Below are 17082 nucleotides of genomic sequence, written 5' to 3'. Positions count from 1 at the left end.
CCTCGATACAGAGGAGATGGAGTGAAATGCCTGTCACCCTTGAAATGATTCAACGCATCATGCCCAACGCCCGCTCCCAAGCGGGCGTTTTTGTTTCTGCGCTTAACACCGCCATGGCGCACCGCTATATCAACACACCCAAGCGCATGGCCGCCTTCCTCGCACAGATCGGTCATGAGTCGGGGCAGTTGCGTTATGTGCGGGAGCTGGGTAATGACCAGTACCTGAGCAAATACGACACCGGCAGCCTGGCGGCCCGTCTGGGCAATACCCCGGAGGCCGATGGCGACGGCCAGAAATACCGTGGCCGTGGCCTGATCCAGGTCACCGGGCGCAACAATTACCGGCAATGCAGCCTCGGACTGTTTGGCGACGAACGTTTGCTGGCGTTGCCGGAATTGCTGGAGCAGCCGCAGTGGGCCGCCGAGTCGGCCGCCTGGTTCTGGCAGCAGAACGGCCTTAACGAACTGGCCGACCGCGACCAGTTCAACAGCATTACCCGGCGGATCAACGGCGGTTTGAACGGGCTGGAGGATCGTCTGCAGCTCTGGGCACGGGCGCGGGAGGTGTTATGCCAGCCTTCGGCCTGATGCCTCTGTCTTACCGGGCAATGGCTGTCGTTGCGCTGCTGGCCGTGGTGGCCGGCGTGGCCGGGACGCTGGCCTGGCAGGTCCAGGATTGGCGCTTTGGCCGGCAACTGGCGGAACAGGCCAGGCTGCACGGTGAAGCGCTGAATCAGCTGAACCTGGCGGCGGCTGCCCGGCAGCGGGGCGAGCAGGACAAACGCCTGGCCCTGGAGCAACAGCTGCAAGCCAGCGATCAAACCCACTATCGAGCCTTGAGCGATGCACAACGTGATCAAGGTCGCCTGCGCGACCGTCTTGCCACTGCTGATCTGCGCCTGTCAGTCCTCCTCGACACCCATGACAGCGCCGCCGGCTGCACAGTGCCTGCCACCCCCGCCACCGGCGGCCTGGTTCATGGAGCCCCGCGAGCCCGACTTGACCCGGCGCATGCTCAACGAATTGTCGCCATCACCGATGCCGGCGACCGGGGACTGATCGCCCTGCAGGCGTGTCAGGCCTATGTCAGGGCGCTGGGCCGTTAAACATTTTGATCCGCTGCGCGCCTTGCAAGCGCCTATCGCTCGTGTACGGTAAGACCTCCGCCAACCCGATCAGGAGAGGACCGTGAACGAAATCACCCAGCTTGCCGCTGAACTTGGCAGACGCTTGCAGGTTCTGAATACCCACGTCACCACCGCCGAGTCCTGCACCGGTGGCGGGATTGCCGAGGCCATCACCCGCATTCCCGGGAGTTCGGCCTGGTTCGAGGCGGGTTATGTGACCTACTCCAATCGGCAGAAGACCCAGCAGCTGGGGGTGCCGGAAGTGTTGTTCGCTTCCGTCGGCGCGGTCAGCCGCGAAGTGGTCGAGGCGATGGTGCGGGGCGCGCAGGGCAAAAGCAGGGCGCGTTATGCCGTGGCGGTCAGCGGTGTGGCCGGCCCGGATGGCGGCTCGCCGCAGAAGCCGGTGGGCACCGTATGGCTGGCCTGGGGCGTCGGAGAGGCGGTAACGGCCGAGTGCCGACACTTCGCCGGGAATCGGGACGAAGTCCGCCGACAAACGGTGAAGGCCGCGCTAGAGGGCTTGCTGCAACATGCCGCGGCAGAAATCTCAAAACAGGGGTAGGCGATCCACGAACGCTGTGGAATAATACTGGCTACTTATACAGGTGTTGGCCGTCAGGCCTTATTGATTACGTGAGGACTTTAATGGACGACAACAAGAAGAAAGCCTTGGCTGCGGCCCTGGGTCAGATCGAACGTCAATTCGGCAAGGGTGCCGTAATGCGTATGGGCGATCACGATCGCCAGGCGATCCCGGCCATTTCCACTGGCTCTCTGGGTCTGGACATCGCACTCGGCATCGGCGGTCTGCCAAAAGGCCGTATTGTTGAAATCTACGGTCCGGAATCGTCCGGTAAAACCACCCTGACCCTGTCGGTGATTGCCCAGGCACAGAAGATGGGCGCTACCTGCGCCTTCGTTGACGCCGAGCACGCACTGGACCCGGAATACGCCGGCAAACTGGGGGTCAACGTTGACGACCTGCTGGTTTCCCAGCCGGACACCGGCGAACAGGCGCTGGAAATCACCGACATGCTGGTGCGCTCCAATGCCATCGACGTGATCGTGATCGACTCCGTGGCGGCGCTGGTACCCAAGGCCGAGATCGAAGGCGAAATGGGCGACATGCACGTGGGCCTGCAGGCTCGCCTGATGTCCCAGGCGCTGCGCAAGATCACCGGTAACATCAAGAACGCCAACTGCCTGGTGATCTTCATCAACCAGATCCGTATGAAAATCGGCGTGATGTTCGGCAGCCCGGAAACCACCACCGGTGGTAACGCCCTGAAGTTCTACGCTTCGGTTCGTCTGGATATCCGTCGTACTGGCGCGGTGAAGGAAGGTGACGAAGTCGTAGGTAGCGAAACCCGGGTCAAGATCGTCAAGAACAAGGTGGCTCCACCCTTCCGTCAGGCTGAATTCCAGATCCTGTACGGCAAGGGTATCTACCTGAACGGCGAGATCATCGATCTGGGCGTGCTGCACGGTTTCCTCGAGAAGTCCGGTGCCTGGTACAGCTACCAGGGCAACAAGATCGGTCAGGGCAAGGCCAACTCGGCCAAGTTCCTGCAGGACAATCCGGAAATCGGCAATGCCCTCGAGAAGCAGATTCGCGACAAGCTGCTGGCTCCGAACGGGGATGCCAAGGCTCTGCCCGTCAACGAGACCATCGATGACATGGCCGACGCGGATATCTGATCGATCCGATGACCGCCGTACTCGATACCCTCGTCGCGGTGCGGCGAACCGCAATGGACCTGCTCGCGCGACGCGAGCACGGTCGAGTCGAGCTGACGCGTAAACTGCGTCAGCGCGGCGCCCCTCCCGAGATGATCGAAACAGCCCTTGACCGTTTGACGGAAGAGGGACTGTTATCCGAATCCCGCTACCTCGAAAGTTTCGTTTCCTATCGTGCCCGTTCCGGCTACGGCCCCATGCGTATTCGCGAAGAACTCAGCCAGCGCGGTTTGCAGCGTGCCGATATCGAACTCGCCTTGCGTGAGAGCGGCATCGATTGGCAAGCGCAGCTGGAAGAGGTCTGGCAGCGCAAATTCGCCGGGCATTTCCCCATAGATGCCAAGGAGCGGGCCAAACAAGGCCGCTTTCTGGGCTATCGGGGATATTCGATGGACATGATCGGCCGCTTGTTGAGCGGCCGAAGGGTGGACGACTGACCTGTAGGGCCCGCGAGTCGAATGCGCGGGCCGCTGCTTCTCCGCTCAAGTGACCTTGATCGGTTCTCTGCTGCGTTGTGGCGTCCTGGCCTGATTCACTGCCCAGTTTTCCGGCAGGTTGATGAAGTCGATCAGTTCGCGCAGGCGACCATTGTCGCGGGCGTTGAAGGTGAATGACAGGCGTGCCAGATGGCTGAACTCCGGTTCGTTGTGTTCCTCGACATTGTAAGCATGTTGATGGAAGCGATCGCTCAGGCACAGGTCGGCGAAAGCCGTCTGCATCTGCTCGAGCGCCGGTTCGCTGAGCTTGTGATTCATGCGAATGACAAACTGATGTTTCAGCCAGCGACTGGAGTGGAAGTTGCTGTAGAACTGGTTGATTTCCTCCACCGCCTCCTCGGTGTTGTGCGCCAGGCGCATCAGCTTCATGTCGGTTGGCAGGATGTAGCGGTTGTTCTCGAGCTGGTTGTGGATAAAGTCCAGCGCCCCTTGCCAGAAGGTCCCTCCCGGGACATCCAGCAGCACTACCGGTACCAGCGGGCTCTTGCCGGTCTGGATCAGGGTCAATACTTCCAGCGCCTCATCGAGCGTGCCAAAGCCACCCGGGCATAACACCAGGGCATCGGCTTCCTTGACGAAAAACAGCTTGCGGGTAAAGAAGAAGTGGAAGGACAGCAGGTTCTCTGTGCCGTCCACCGTCGGGTTCGCATGCTGCTCGAAGGGCAGGGTGATATTGAACCCCAGGCTGTGATCGCGACCGGCACCTTCGTGGGCCGCGGCCATGATGCCGCCACCGGCACCCGTGATCACCATCAGGTCGGAGCGGGCCAGGGCCGCGCCGAGTTCTCGTGCCAGGGCATACAGCGGGTGTTCGATCGGCGTGCGCGCGGAGCCGAATACCGTCACCTTGCGTCGCCCCTTGAACTGTTCCAGTACGCGGAAAGCATGTTCCAGTTCGCGCAGGGCCTGCAGGGTGATTTTTGCGTTCCAGCGGTTGAGGTCGTCCTGGGCCATGCGCAGGACGGTGAGAATCATGTCGCGATAAAGAGGGATGTTAGGGCTATTGGGGGCGATCAGGTTGAGTTGTTCTTCGACCTTGCTGAGGTCGATACCGTTGCTCTGAAAATGACGACTGAGGAGGTCATTCGGTTCGTAAGGCATTCAACTTCTCCTTCTGCACAGAACCTTTGACACGAACGAAGCATTCGTTGGTGTCACGACACTGCATGTGTCGCTGTCAACCCGACATCGGCGGCTGATTCGCCAGGGTGGGAAAACCCTGCCGTGGCCAGCAGGCCATCCATACAGGTTCTGCTATTCCTTGATTTAGAAAGCATCTGCACTGCAAGACGCGCTTGGGCGGCCTCCGGATCCACCCAGGAAAAATCAGCATGAACACTTTGAAATCTAGACCTTCATGATGATTCGCGCTGACTTGATCATGGCCCTTGAAAGTCGAGGCTGGCAATCACTTATTGACAGTGGCATGCAGTGTTTTCACCGCCTGTCTGAACGCATACCGACCGCTGGAGGCTCTGATTTACTAGGTTACAGCGCCAGCAAGACAGCTTGGCGTCAAAGGGCAGGATGCACAGGTCGGGGTTGTCGCGCAGGTAATGGCGAGTGGGGGCACGGAGGCTGGTCATGCACAAAGTCGTGCTGGATATAGATGCGCAGCTGTATCAACTGCTGAAGTCAGCGGCAGACGCCAATCATCTGACTCTTGAAGAGGAATGCCGACGCCGGCTTGAAGGTGGGGAGCGCCGTTCGAGCTATTTGCAGGCCCTGTTGGCGGAGCTGCGGGCCGATGATCAACAGCGGCACGCAGCAGGGAATTGAATCACTTTTTCTTCTTGGTCGGGGCCGGGCAGTCCGACTCCTGGAAACGCGCCGAAGCGACCGGGCGGTTGGTCCGGTTCTCGGTGAATTCGTAGCGCATGATTGCGCCCTTGGCCATCAGCTTGCGGTAGTTCGGGTCACGACAAACGCTGGCACCCAGTTGCAGGTACACCGCTTTGGGGTTGGCGCGCATTTTTTCAGCGTGTTCGGCCTGGACGCTGAGGTGGTTGATCAGCTCCTTGCCTTCTACGGTATAACCCTGGTCGAGGATGTTCTCGTTGACTTCCCGAGGCGTGCCGACGTTACTTTCCTCGGCGGTTTTCTGCAGGGTCTTGTTCAGTTCGAAGTCTTGCAGCGATGCAGCCTGAGCACTGAACGGCAAGGCCAGCAGAAGGGCGGCGGTGGGAACGATAAAGCGCAACATGAAACTCTCCTGGTTCAGTGACTGATGCTTCGACCAGTCACGCGACTGTGCGTTCAGTGGCGGCGAATTATAGGGGAGCGAGGGTAGGCGGTACAGGTTTGAGCAGACAGCTCTGATAAACTTGTGCGACTTTTCAGCTTTCCGAGTTCCTTTCGTGTCGATTCCTTCTTTCTGCCAGGGCGGCTTCTAATGAGTCACGCCGTTTCCCGCCTGCGTGCCCAACGTCTCGCGCGTGCTGTCAGACCTTTTACCGCACGGGGTTCCCGGGCGGAACGCTGTGCGGGTTGTCGGGTGATTCCCAGCCACTGCATGTGTGCCTGGCGCCCCAAGGTTTCCGCGCAATCGGCGATGTGCCTGATCATGCATGACGTCGAACCCATGAAGCCGAGCAATACCGGCTGGCTGATCGCCGATGTCATAGAGGACACCCTGGCGTTCCCCTGGTCGCGAACAGAAGTCGACCCACAATTGCTGGCCTTGCTGGCCGATCCCCAGTGGCAGCCTTATGTGGTATTCCCCGGAGAGTTCGTCGCGCCACAGCGGGTGGTGAGCGAAGTCCGCCTGGAGGAGGGCAAGCGCCCGCTGTTTATCCTGCTGGATGCGACCTGGAGCGAAGCGCGCAAGATGTTTCGCAAAAGCCCTTATCTTGAACACCTGCCGGTCTTGAGCCTGGAGCCCGAGCAGTTGTCGCGCTACAAGCTGCGGCGTTCCAAGCGCGATGACCATTTCTGCACCGCGGAGGTTGCGGCGCTGTGCCTGGAGCTGGCCGCGGACCGGCAGGCCAGTGAAGTACTGGATGCCTATCTGGATGTGTTCAGCACCCATTATCTGTCGGCCAAGTTCCAGCTTGAGATCGACCCTGATGATGAGACGCACACATGCCTCAAGCCTTTTCTGTAAGGCCTGAGGCAAGGGGCTGGAGTTTTTTCGGCCAGAGTTGTGCCACCAGTATCCCCCTCAGCATCGAGGCACAGCCGCGCAGGGCGTGGCTTTACGTGATGGCACCCTTGTTAGTTAGCAAGCTAAGATGGCGCACAGCCCGAAGCTTGACCACCCCGGCTTCGCTGGGCATGCTTGGCGCCGATTAGGGCGCGACCTATCCTTGAAACGCCGTATTTACGGGCTCTTGGCGTTGATCGTGCTCTTTGGGTGCAGCATTCTGGCTGACACCTGTGTTGCCTTGGCGAGGACCGAATGCATCGGTTCTCCCATAAAAAACAGGATCATTTGAAAAATGGCCACATACGAAATCCTGATTGCCGATGACCACCCCCTCTTTCGTAGCGCACTGCATCAAGCGGTGACCCTGGGCCTCGGCCCGGATGTCCGTCTGGTGGAAGTGGCGAGCATTGCCGAACTGGAAACCCGCCTGACCGAAAAGGCCGATTGGGACCTGGTGCTGCTGGACCTGAACATGCCTGGCGCCTACGGTTTTTCCGGCCTGGTGCTGTTGCGCGGGCAGTACCCGCAGATTCCGGTGGTGATGGTGTCGGCCCAGGAAGAAGCATCCGTGATGGTGCGTTCACGTGAATTTGGCGCCAGCGGTTTTATTCCCAAGTCCAGTTCTCTCGAAGTCATTCAACAGGCCGTGCGCAGCGTGCTCGACGGCGACGTCTGGTGGCCGCCGCAGGCCTTCGAACAGGTCAGCGTCTCCGCCGAGGCCAAGGCGGCCAGCGAAGGCCTGGCGAGCCTGACGCCACAACAGTTCCGCGTGCTGACCATGGTCTGCGAAGGCTTGCTGAACAAGCAGATCGCTTATGAACTGAGCGTTTCGGAAGCGACCATCAAGGCCCACGTGACGGCGATCTTCCGTAAACTGGGGGTGCGTACCCGCACTCAGGCGGCGTTGCTCCTGCAACAACTTGAGTCAATTTCCAGCCAGTAACCGGCTCTTTCTTCACGCTTTTTTGACTTTGGTTGAACTAGCTTTCCTATTCCTTATTGTTCTAGTTGCCTAACTTATGTCGCCTTTCAAAGGTCAAACCGGTCTTAAACGCATCCTCAATGCCTCGGGGTATTCCCTCGATGGCCTGCGGGCCGCCTTCACCGGCGAAGCAGCGTTCCGTCAGCTGGTGCTGCTCAACGCGATTCTGATCCCCGTGTCTTTCCTGCTGAATGTCAGCCGGGTCGAGCGGGCGTTGCTGATCGCGGTCTGCCTGCTGGCGTTGATTGTCGAATTGCTCAATTCGGCGGTCGAGGCGGCGATCGACCGTATCTCCCTGGATCGCCATCCGCTGTCGAAAAATGCCAAGGACATGGGCAGCGCCGCGCAACTCGTGGCTTTGAGCATGATCACCGTGGTCTGGGCCGTGATCCTGATCTAGGGAATGCTCGGCAGCACGATCTCGTCGCTGCGCTGCACCCCGGCGGTAAAGGCGCGGCAGAGCTCGAGGAACTCGCGCATCGCCGAGGTCTGGTACTTCTGTTTGTGCCAGATGAAGTAGAACTGCCGGGCCAGGTCCAGGTCCGGCGTCTCGACCGGCACCAGGCTGCCGCGGCGGAAGGCGTCGCGCAGCGCCAGTCTGGAAATGCAGCCAATCCCCAACCCCGACTCCACCGCGCGCTTGATCGCTTCGGTGTGTTCCAGCTCGAGCCGGATATTCAGCGCGCTGCGGTGATGACGCATGGCCTGGTCGAAGGTCAGGCGTGTGCCCGAGCCCTGTTCCCGCAGAATCCAGGCCTCGTGGGTCAGCTCTTCCATGCTCGCATGGCCGCGTTTAGCCAAGGGGTGCTGCGGGGCGCAGAACACCACCAGCTCATCCTCGACCCAGGTTTGCACTTCGATGTCCGGGTGGCTGCAGTCGCCTTCGATTAGACCCAGGTCAATTTCGTAGTGGGCGACCTGTTGCACGATATGCGCAGTGTTCTGCACATGGAGTTTGACCTGGCTCTCCGGGTGGACCTGCATGAAGCTGCCGATCAACAGGGTCGCCAGGTAGTTGCCGATGGTCAGGGTCGCGCCCACCGACAATGAGCCGAAACCGGACTTGCCGTTGAGCAGGTCTTCGATTTCCTTGGCCTGGTCCAGCAACGCCACCGCCTGGGGCAGCAGCTGCTTGCCCAGGGCGTTGAGGCTCAGGCGTTTGCCGGCGCGATCGAACAGCTGGCAACTGGATTGCCGTTCGAGCTCGGTGATCGAAGTGCTCGCCGCCGATTGGGACAGGGCCAGCAGGCCGGCAGCACGAGAAACGCTCTCTTGCTGGGCGACGGCGACGAATACTTGCAGTTGACGGAGAGTAAATCGCATATCGATATAACCGATAACCCTTATCTTAATAATCCAGTTAACAGATATTGTCGCCGCCTTTAGAATGCTGTGCAATTGCGCTCGGCTCGCCTGTCGCAGAGCAGGCGCCGACAACTTTCCAGGAGTCCCCCGTACATGAGCAACATGAACCACGAGCGTGTCCTCAGTGTTCACCACTGGAACGACACTCTGTTCAGCTTCAAGTGCACCCGCGATCCGGGCCTGCGCTTCGAGAACGGTCAGTTCGTGATGATCGGCCTGCAACAGCCCAACGGCCGCCCGCTTATGCGCGCTTACTCGATCGCCAGCCCGAACTGGGAAGAGCATCTCGAGTTCTTCAGCATCAAGGTTCCCGATGGTCCGCTGACTTCCCAGCTGCAGCATTTGAAGGAAGGCGACGAGATCATCATCAGCAAAAAGCCTACCGGTACCCTGGTACTGGATGACTTGAAGCCTGGCAAACACCTGTACCTGCTCAGCACCGGCACTGGCCTGGCGCCCTTCATGAGCGTCATCCAGGATCCGGAAACCTACGAGCGTTTCGAAAAAGTGATCCTGTGCCACGGCGTGCGTTACGTCAACGAAGTCGCCTACCGCGAGTTCATCACCGAGCACCTGCCACAGAACGAGTTCTTCGGCGAAGCGCTGCGTGAAAAACTGATCTACTACCCGACCGTGACCCGCGAGCCGTTCGAGAACGAAGGCCGTCTGACCGACCTGATGCGCAGCGGCAAGCTGTTCAGCGATATCGGCCTGCCGCCGATCAACCCGCAGGACGATCGCGCCATGCTGTGCGGCAGCCCGAGCATGCTCGACGAGACCAGCGAAGTGCTCAACAGCTTCGGCCTGACCGTTTCGCCACGCATGCGCGAGCCGGGCGACTACCTGATCGAGCGCGCCTTCGTCGAGAAGTAAGCGACTCGCAGCACAGAAAAAGCCCGCGTTGCCTGAGAAGGCAGCGCGGGCTTTTTCGTTTCCGGCTGCCGGTCAGCGCGCGGGAACCACTTCCAGGACCTGGATCAGGCCCGGCTGCGGGTAGTGCCAGCGCACGTCGAGGTCCCAGAATTGCGCGCCGTATTCACGCTCCGGAGTGGGCGTCTGGTAAGCCGGGCGCGGGTCCTGGGCCAGGCACTGTTCGATCAGCTCCACCAGTGGTTCCTGCAGGCGTTGAGCGTGCGTATGGGCCTGTTGCAGGGCGTTGTCGCTCCACTGCACCGGGATCAGCTCCGGCGCCGCGCTGGCGATGCTGTTGCTCGCGCTGTCGATGATGTCGGCATAGGGCACGTAGGGCTTGATATCGAGAATCGGCGTGCCGTCCAGCAGGTCGATGCCGGAAATCCATAGGCGATTGGCTTCGACCTTGTCCAGCTTGACCACCGACTGGCCGATGCCGTTGGGGCGGTGGGTGGCGCGGGTAGCGAATACGCCCATGGACTTGTTGCCGCCCAGGCGCGGCGGGCGGACCTTGAGCCGCGGTTTGTCTTCCAGCGCCTGGTGAAACAGGAACAACAGCCAGACGTGGCTGACCTGTTCCAGGCCCTGCACCGCGTCGCCCTGATCGAAGGGCGCCACCAGCTCCAGCACGCCACGGGCCGCCGGGGCCAGTTGCGGCTGGCGCGGGATGGCGAATTTTTCCTTGAAGCAGGAGCGCACGAAGCCGATGGGGGAAACGCTGTAGGTCATGGTCTGGAATCGAGACAGGGAAAGGACGCCATGATAACCCGAGAGCGCTGTCGGAGCCGTGTGAGCAAGCTCGCTCTTACAGACCGCGCAGGCCCTGTAGGAGCGAGCTTGCTCGCGATAGGTCCTTACAGACTGAACCCACCATCCAGCGGAATGATATTCCCGGTCATATAGGCCCCGGCGGTGCTCGCCAGGCTGATGGCCAGGGCGGCCATCTCCTCCTCGCGTCCCCAGCGTTTCATCGGGATCAGCGCCGTATCCTCGGCCAGGGCCTGCTGGTCGTTGCCGATATGCTGGGTCATCTTGCTCGGAAAGCGCCCGGGGGCGATCACGTTGACGTTGATGTGCTGGCTGACCAGTTCGCGGGCGAGGATCCGCGACAACTGGTGCAGCGCGGCCTTGCTCGGGCCATAAGCGTAAGCCTGCTCGCCAAAGGACGAGATCCCGGCTACCGAGCCGATATTGATGATGCGCGCCGGGTTGGCCGCGGAGCCTGCCTTGCGCAGCAGCGGCAGGAATTGCTGGATGCAGCTGAACACCGAGGTCACGTTCAATTGCATGACCTTTTCCCAGCCCTTGACCGGGTAGCTTTCCAACGGCGCGCCCCAGGTGGTGCCGGCGTTGTTCACCAGGATATCCAGTCGATCGACCTGGGCTTCGAGGCGGGAGACGAGTTGTTGTATGCCTTCTTCGTTCGCCAGGTTGGCGGACAGGGCGTGGCAGCTGCCCAGGGCCCCGAGTTCCGTCGCGGTCTGCTGGCAGGCTTCGGCATCGCGGGAGCAGACATAGACAGTGGCGCCGGCCTCGACAAAGGCCTTGGCGATCATCTTGCCGATGCCGCGGGTGCCGCCGGTCACCAGGGCGGTACGGCCTTGCAGGGAAAAGTAGGGATGCATGGCGAATCCTGAGGGCTGAGGGTCAGTGCATACCCTAGTCGTCAGTCGCGATGAGCGGAGCCATTATTGTGCGGGGGAATGAAGGGTCATGCAGGGCGGTGGCCGAGGGTGGCCACCGCGGATCGAGGAGGAATCAGCTGCGAATGCGCAGGGTCAGGCCCTTGAGGAAATTGCGCAGCAACTGGTCGCCGCAGGGGCGGTAGTTGGTGTGGCCGAACTTGCGGAACAGCGCGCTCAGCTCGGGCTTGGACACCGGGAAGTCGGCGGCCTTGAGGATCGCGTGCATGTCGTCTTCCTTCAGCTCGAAGGCGACCCGCAGCTTCTTCAGGATGATGTTGTTGGTCACCGGCAGTTCGATCGGCAGCGGCGGACGGCTTTCGTCCTTGCCGCGCTTGAAGATCACCAGGCCGTCGAGGAAGTGCGCCATGACCTCGTCCGGGCAATGCACGAAACCTTCTTCCTCGTCCTTTTTCAGGTAGCCGACGATGTCGTTCAGGCTCACTTCAAAACCGGTGAGCTTGATGATCTCGACGACCTTCTTGTCGCTGATGTCGAGCATGTAGCGCACGCTGCGCAGTACATCGTTATGAATCATGTCTACAGTCCTGGTCTGTTCACGTTGAGCGCCGCAGGCAAGCGCGGCGTCTGAATGGGTGTCGGCCTAGAATTTCTCTTTGGCGGACAGGTAGCGCCATTGCCCGACCGGCACCTTGCCGATGGAAACCCCACCGATACGGATGCGGCGAATGGCGACGACCTTCAGGCCTACCGCTTCGCAGAGCTGGGCGATCACGCCCGGTTGCGGGTTCTTCATGGCGAAGCGCAGGCGGTTTTCGTTCTGCCAGCTGGCCTTGACCGGCGGCAGTTCCCGTCCCTTGTAAGTCAGGCCGTGGTTCAGGCGGTTGAGGCCGTGGGCGACCATCTCGCCTTCCACCTCGACTACGTATTCCTGCTCGATCTTGGCCGCATCGGCGGTCAGCTTGCGCAGGATCTTCCAGTCCTGGGTGAACACCAGCAGGCCGCTGGCGTTGGCTTGCAGGTCGGCACTGGCGGTCAGGCGCAGGAAGTGGCCCTTGAGCGGCCGTTTGCCGAAGCGGTGTTCCTCGGACAGGCTGGCGGCGCTCAGCGACTGCATGGCGCTGTCGACGTCCTGGCCGGCCGGCACGTTCAGCAGCAGGGTCACTGGCTCCGGCGCGGTGGCCTTGGCCTGCGGGTCGAGTTCGACTTTCTGGGTGTCGACCTTGAACTGCGGCTCGTCGATGACCTCGCCATCCACGGTGACCCAGCCGCCCTCGATGAACAGCTCAGCCTCCCGGCGGGAGCAGCCGACGAGTTCGATGAGGCGTTTGGAGAGACGAATCGGGTCAGTCATGACAGGGGCCGTAACAAAAGGGGGCAGGCATTGTACCTGCCCGGCGCCGGTTAATCGCGGGTCCATTTGCCCGCTGTGGCTTTTAGCCGCGCACTGCCTGCTGCTGGGGCTGTTTCAAACGCATGTGCAGCAGCGGGTAGGGCTGGCCCATGCCGTCGTGCTCGGAGCGGCCGATGATCTCGAAGCCCTGCTTGAAGTAGAAGCCCAGGGCTTGCGGGTTCTGCTCGTTGACGTCCAGCTCGTCGGCGTTCAGGTGTTCGATGGCGTACCTGAGCAATTGCTTGCCCAGGCCCTGGCCGCGATGGTCGGGGTCGATGAAGAGCATTTCGATCTTGCCGGCGGCGACCCCGGCGAAGCCGGTGATGTGCTGGCGCTGATCCCGGGTGCAGATCAGCATCACCGCATCCAGATAGCGGTTCAGCACCAAGTTTCTCAGCAGTTCGATGTAGCTGTCCGGCAGGAAGTCGTGGGTGGCGCGCACCGAGGCCTCCCAGACCCGGGTCAGTTCCGGGTAGTCGCTGTGTTTCGGGGTATGGATGACCGAATGATGGCGCATGCCGCCTGCTCCTGTGTGGTGACGCATCCGTGGTCCTGAGCAAACGATAGACGTAAAAAAGCCCCGCATCTCGCGAAGAGAGCGGGGCTTTGCGGTTTTTTACGCCTTACAGGACTTCGGCCCACAGGTCGTATTCGTCGGCGTCGGTCACCCGGCACCAGACCTTGTCGCCTGGTTTGAGGTCGCCGGCACCGTCGATGAACACGTTGCCGTCGATTTCCGGGGCGTCGAAGAAGCAGCGACCCACGGCGCCCTGTTCGTCGACTTCATCGATCAGCACTTCGATTTCCTTGCCGATGCGCTGTTGCAGGCGTGCGGAGCTGATTTCCTGCTGGTGCGCCATGAAGCGCTCCCAACGGTCCTGCTTGACCTCGTCCGGGACCACTTCCAGGTCTAGGTCGTTGGCCGGCGCACCTTCCACCGGCGAGTACTGGAAGCAGCCGACGCGGTCGAGCTGGGCTTCGGTCAGCCAGTCGAGCAGGTACTGGAAGTCTTCTTCGGTTTCGCCGGGGAAGCCGACGATGAAGGTCGAGCGGATGATCAGCTCGGGGCAGATCTGGCGCCAGTTCTTGATCCGGGCCAGGGTCTTGTCTTCGAAGGCCGGGCGCTTCATGGCCTTGAGCACTTTCGGGCTGGCGTGCTGGAACGGGATGTCCAGGTACGGCAGGATCTTGCCGGCGGCCATCAGCGGGATCAGCTCGTCGACGTGCGGGTACGGGTAGACGTAGTGCAGGCGGACCCAGACGCCCAGGGTGCTGAGGGCTTCGCATAGCTCGGTCATGCGGGTTTTCACCGGCGCGCCGTTCCAGAAGCCGGTGCGGTACTTGACGTCGACGCCGTAGGCGCTGGTGTCCTGGGAGATCACCAGCAGTTCCTTGACCCCGGACTTCACCAGGCGCTGGGCCTCGTCCAGCACGTCGCCCACCGGGCGGCTGACCAGCTTGCCGCGCATCGACGGGATGATGCAGAAGCTGCAGTTGTGGTTGCAGCCTTCGGAAATCTTCAGGTACGCGTAGTGGCGCGGGGTCAGCTTGATGCCTTGTGGCGGTACCAGGTCGATCAGCGGGTTGTGGTCCTGTTTCGGCGGCACCACTTCGTGCACCGCGCTGACCACTTGCTCGTACTGCTGCGGACCGGTCACGGCCAGCACGCTCGGGTGCACGTCGCGGATATTGCCTTCTTCCACGCCCATGCAGCCGGTGACGATGACCTTGCCGTTTTCCTTGATGGCTTCACCGATCACTTCCAGGGATTCGGCCTTGGCCGAGTCGATGAAACCGCAGGTGTTGACCACCACGACGTCGGCGTCCTGGTAGGTGGACACCACGTCATAACCTTCCATACGCAGTTGCGTGAGGATGCGCTCGGAATCGACCAGCGCTTTCGGGCAACCCAGGGAAACGAAGCCGACCTTGGGGTTGGCTGGCGCGGTAGGGGTGGACATGTCTAACCTCGGTATAGGTGTCGGGTCGCTCGGCGATTTGGATAAAACCGCTGGCGACGAACGGGCGCTAGGGGCGCCTCTGATCAAAAAGTGCGCAATTCTAGCGATGGCCGGCGCACTTGACCAGCTTTATGCAGGGAAATACGACGAGTGCTGCGCTATGCTTCGCGCCGTTGCGCCCAGGTGAATTCCTACAGTCAACAGAACCTCTGTAACTGTAAGTAAAAGGGTGCATGCTGCATGGGCATTCACGAGAGTCTTGCAAGCTTAGCCTTGTCTTGAATGTCATGCCTTTTAATAAGAAGCCCCGGTCTGGGTAGTAGGAGTGGTGGATGGGTCAGGCAAGTAGTCAGGCGGTGGGCAGCGAGCATTCCAGGGCCAGGCCCCTGGGGATGTTGGTCGCGGCGGTCGGTGTGGTTTATGGCGATATCGGGACCAGCCCGCTTTATACCTTGAAGGAGGTATTTGCGGGGCACTATGGGGTTCCGGTCAACCACGACGGTGTATTCGGCATTCTTGCATTGATCTTCTGGTCGCTGATCTGGGTGGTCTCGATCAAATACGTATTGTTCATCCTGCGGGCCGACAACCAGGGCGAGGGCGGCATCATGGCCTTGACCGCCCTGGCCCGGCGGGCGTCGACGCCCTATCCGAGACTGCGGATGGTCCTGGTCATCCTCGGCCTGATCGGCGCGGCCCTGTTCTATGGCGACAGCATGATCACCCCGGCGATTTCCGTATTGTCGGCGGTAGAGGGGCTGGAGATCGCCTTCGACGGGCTCGAGCACTGGGTCGTGCCGATGGCGCTGATCGTGCTGGTGGCGCTGTTTCTGATCCAGAAACACGGTACCGATCGCATCGGCAAGCTGTTCGGGCCGGTGATGGTCCTGTGGTTCGTGACCCTGGGCGGGCTGGGGGTCTACGGCATCGCCCAGCATCCGGAAGTGCTGCAGGCGCTGAACCCGGTCTGGGGCGTGCGGTTCTTCATCGTGCATCCGGGCATGGGCGTGGCCATCCTGGGCGCCGTGGTACTGGCATTGACCGGTGCCGAAGCGCTGTACGCCGACATGGGCCACTTCGGTCGCAAGCCGATCGCCCGCGCCTGGTTCGCCCTGGTGCTGCCAGCGTTGGTGCTCAACTATTTCGGCCAGGGCGCCTTGCTCCTGGAGAACCCGGAAGCGGCGCGTAACCCGTTCTATCTGCTGGCGCCGAGCTGGGCCCTGATCCCGCTGGTGGTGCTGGCCACCCTGGCCACCGTGATCGCCTCCCAGGCGGTGATCTCCGGCGCGTTCTCCCTGACCCGCCAGGCGATCCAGTTGGGTTATATCCCGCGCATGTACATCCAGCACACCTCCAGCGCGGAGCAGGGGCAGATCTACATTGGCGCGGTGAACTGGGCGCTGATGGTCGGTGTGATCCTCCTGGTGCTGGGCTTCGAGTCTTCCGGCGCACTGGCTTCGGCCTACGGCGTGGCGGTGACCGGGACCATGCTGATCACCAGCATCCTGGTGTCGGCGGTGATGCTGCTGCTGTGGAAGTGGTCGCCGATTCTGACGGTGCCTATCCTGGTGGGCTTCCTGTTGGTGGACGGGTTGTTCTTCGCCGCCAACGTGCCGAAAATCTTCCAGGGCGGTGCTTTCCCGGTCGTGGCGGGGATTGTGCTGTTCGCCCTGATGACCACCTGGAAGCGCGGCAAGGAACTGTTGATGGACCGCCTCGGCGAGGGCGCGTTGCCGCTGCCGATCTTTATCAACAGCATCCGTGTGCAGCCGCCGCATCGGGTCCAGGGCACCGCGGTGTTCCTCACAGCGCGTTCCGACGCCGTGCCCCATGCGCTGTTGCACAACCTGCTGCATAACCAGGTGTTGCACGAGCAAGTGGTGTTGCTGACCGTGGTCTATGAAGATATCCCACGGGTGCCGACACAACGGCGCTTCGAGGTGGATTCCTATGGCGAAGGCTTCTTCCGGGTGATCCTGCACTTCGGTTTCACCGACGAGCCGGACGTGCCTGAAGCGCTGAAGCTGTGCCATCTGGACGAGCTGGACTTCAGCCCGATGCGCACCACCTACTTCCTCAGCCGCGAGACGGTCATCACCTCCAAGATCGTCGGCATGGCGCGTTGGCGCGAGACGCTGTTCGCCTTCATGCTCAAGAACGCCAACGGCAACCTGCGCTTCTTCAAGCTGCCGGTGAACCGGGTGATCGAACTGGGTACGCAGATCGAGATGTAAGCGGCCGCGATAGCAAAAGCCCCCGTCACCTCAGTGGTGACGGGGGCTTTTTTATTGGAGGGCGCGATGACCCCTGTAGGAGCG

General features: G+C 61.2%; 20 protein-coding genes. 11 read left to right on the top strand and 9 right to left on the bottom strand.

Annotated elements, in window-relative coordinates:
* Window positions 1-26: 26 nt before the first annotated feature.
* The 5 genes from ACTJKT_RS02430 to recX all read left to right on the top strand — a co-directional run bounded on the left by ACTJKT_RS02430 (window position 27) and on the right by recX (window position 3303).
* Window positions 27-590: a glycoside hydrolase family 19 protein gene (locus tag ACTJKT_RS02430; RefSeq protein ID WP_440786075.1), complete on the top strand. Its 564-nt coding sequence runs from the start codon at window positions 27-29 to the stop codon at window positions 588-590.
* Window positions 572-1108: a lysis protein gene (locus ACTJKT_RS02425; protein WP_440786074.1), complete on the top strand. Its 537-nt coding sequence runs from the start codon at window positions 572-574 to the stop codon at window positions 1106-1108. The genes ACTJKT_RS02430 and ACTJKT_RS02425 overlap by 19 nt, the downstream gene beginning before the upstream one ends.
* An 82-nt stretch (window positions 1109-1190) precedes the next feature.
* Window positions 1191-1691 carry a CinA family protein gene (locus tag ACTJKT_RS02420; RefSeq protein WP_226305181.1) on the top strand — a complete coding sequence of 167 codons (501 nt, stop codon included), beginning with the start codon at window positions 1191-1193 and terminating at the stop codon, window positions 1689-1691.
* Window positions 1692-1774: 83 nt separating this feature from the next.
* Window positions 1775-2827 carry a recombinase RecA gene (gene recA / locus ACTJKT_RS02415; RefSeq protein WP_025806682.1) on the top strand — a complete coding sequence of 351 codons (1053 nt, stop codon included), beginning with the start codon at window positions 1775-1777 and terminating at the stop codon, window positions 2825-2827.
* A gap of 8 nt (window positions 2828-2835) precedes the next feature.
* On the top strand, window positions 2836-3303 hold the full coding sequence (gene recX / locus ACTJKT_RS02410; RefSeq protein ID WP_096373213.1) for a recombination regulator RecX: 468 nt from the start codon (window positions 2836-2838) through the stop codon (window positions 3301-3303).
* A gap of 45 nt (window positions 3304-3348) precedes the next feature.
* On the opposite strand, the gene ACTJKT_RS02405 is transcribed toward recX, so the two are convergent.
* Window positions 3349-4464, bottom strand: a complete 1116-nt coding sequence (locus tag ACTJKT_RS02405; RefSeq protein ID WP_440786073.1) for a TIGR00730 family Rossman fold protein — start codon at window positions 4462-4464, stop codon at window positions 3349-3351.
* 483 nt (window positions 4465-4947) lie between these two features.
* Between ACTJKT_RS02405 and ACTJKT_RS02400 the strand changes: the two genes are divergently transcribed.
* Window positions 4948-5142, top strand: coding sequence for a hypothetical protein (locus ACTJKT_RS02400; RefSeq protein ID WP_063428685.1), 195 nt, complete (start codon window positions 4948-4950; stop codon window positions 5140-5142).
* A gap of 1 nt (window position 5143) precedes the next feature.
* Here ACTJKT_RS02400 and ACTJKT_RS02395 read toward each other — a convergent pair whose 3' ends face one another.
* Window positions 5144-5566 (bottom strand): PA3611 family quorum-sensing-regulated virulence factor, encoded by a 423-nt coding sequence (locus tag ACTJKT_RS02395; RefSeq protein WP_009042441.1) that lies wholly within the window; start codon window positions 5564-5566, stop codon window positions 5144-5146.
* 189 nt (window positions 5567-5755) lie between these two features.
* Between ACTJKT_RS02395 and ACTJKT_RS02390 the strand changes: the two genes are divergently transcribed.
* The 3 genes from ACTJKT_RS02390 to ACTJKT_RS02380 all read left to right on the top strand — a co-directional run bounded on the left by ACTJKT_RS02390 (window position 5756) and on the right by ACTJKT_RS02380 (window position 7890).
* The gene (locus tag ACTJKT_RS02390) at window positions 5756-6466 is read left to right on the top strand and encodes a tRNA-uridine aminocarboxypropyltransferase (protein WP_440786072.1); all 711 of its coding nucleotides are present in this window, start codon (window positions 5756-5758) and stop codon (window positions 6464-6466) included.
* A gap of 334 nt (window positions 6467-6800) precedes the next feature.
* Complete coding sequence (gene erdR / locus ACTJKT_RS02385; RefSeq protein WP_025806687.1) at window positions 6801-7451, top strand: response regulator transcription factor ErdR; 651 nt, start codon at window positions 6801-6803, stop codon at window positions 7449-7451.
* A gap of 76 nt (window positions 7452-7527) precedes the next feature.
* Window positions 7528-7890 (top strand): diacylglycerol kinase, encoded by a 363-nt coding sequence (locus ACTJKT_RS02380; RefSeq protein ID WP_009047331.1) that lies wholly within the window; start codon window positions 7528-7530, stop codon window positions 7888-7890.
* Here ACTJKT_RS02380 and ACTJKT_RS02375 read toward each other — a convergent pair.
* Window positions 7887-8813 carry a LysR family transcriptional regulator gene (locus tag ACTJKT_RS02375; protein ID WP_007923931.1) on the bottom strand — a complete coding sequence of 309 codons (927 nt, stop codon included), beginning with the start codon at window positions 8811-8813 and terminating at the stop codon, window positions 7887-7889. The genes ACTJKT_RS02380 and ACTJKT_RS02375 overlap by 4 nt on opposite strands.
* Window positions 8814-8948: 135 nt before the next feature.
* Here ACTJKT_RS02375 and fpr point away from each other — a divergent pair, with 135 nt between their 5' ends.
* Entirely contained in the window at window positions 8949-9728 is a 780-nt protein-coding gene (fpr, locus tag ACTJKT_RS02370; RefSeq protein WP_007923929.1) for a ferredoxin-NADP reductase, read from the top strand.
* A 72-nt stretch (window positions 9729-9800) separates the two neighbouring features.
* On the opposite strand, the gene tsaA is transcribed toward fpr, so the two are convergent.
* The 6 genes from tsaA to rimO form a co-directional block, all read right to left on the bottom strand.
* Complete coding sequence (gene tsaA, locus ACTJKT_RS02365) at window positions 9801-10496, bottom strand: tRNA (N6-threonylcarbamoyladenosine(37)-N6)-methyltransferase TrmO (protein WP_273864654.1); 696 nt, start codon at window positions 10494-10496, stop codon at window positions 9801-9803.
* A gap of 125 nt (window positions 10497-10621) precedes the next feature.
* Window positions 10622-11392: an SDR family oxidoreductase gene (locus ACTJKT_RS02360; protein ID WP_440786071.1), complete on the bottom strand. Its 771-nt coding sequence runs from the start codon at window positions 11390-11392 to the stop codon at window positions 10622-10624.
* A 133-nt stretch (window positions 11393-11525) separates the two neighbouring features.
* A complete protein-coding gene (locus ACTJKT_RS02355; RefSeq protein WP_097302161.1) occupies window positions 11526-11987 on the bottom strand; it encodes a DUF1456 family protein in 462 nt (153 codons plus the stop codon).
* A gap of 66 nt (window positions 11988-12053) precedes the next feature.
* Window positions 12054-12764: an rRNA pseudouridine synthase gene (locus ACTJKT_RS02350; protein ID WP_025806691.1), complete on the bottom strand. Its 711-nt coding sequence runs from the start codon at window positions 12762-12764 to the stop codon at window positions 12054-12056.
* An 82-nt stretch (window positions 12765-12846) separates the two neighbouring features.
* Complete coding sequence (locus tag ACTJKT_RS02345) at window positions 12847-13320, bottom strand: GNAT family N-acetyltransferase (protein WP_025806692.1); 474 nt, start codon at window positions 13318-13320, stop codon at window positions 12847-12849.
* Window positions 13321-13426: 106 nt separating this feature from the next.
* The gene (gene rimO, locus ACTJKT_RS02340) at window positions 13427-14764 is read right to left on the bottom strand and encodes a 30S ribosomal protein S12 methylthiotransferase RimO (RefSeq protein WP_440786070.1); all 1338 of its coding nucleotides are present in this window, start codon (window positions 14762-14764) and stop codon (window positions 13427-13429) included.
* A gap of 392 nt (window positions 14765-15156) precedes the next feature.
* On the opposite strand from rimO, the gene ACTJKT_RS02335 reads away from it, so the two are divergent.
* Window positions 15157-16998 (top strand): potassium transporter Kup, encoded by a 1842-nt coding sequence (locus ACTJKT_RS02335; RefSeq protein WP_440786339.1) that lies wholly within the window; start codon window positions 15157-15159, stop codon window positions 16996-16998.
* The last annotated feature ends 84 nt before the right edge of the window (window positions 16999-17082 follow it).

Source organism: Pseudomonas sp. 22526, assembly GCF_052044735.1.
Taxonomy (GTDB): Bacteria; Pseudomonadota; Gammaproteobacteria; order Pseudomonadales; family Pseudomonadaceae; genus Aquipseudomonas; species Aquipseudomonas piscium.
This window is presented reverse-complemented; position numbering and strand designations above follow the sequence as displayed.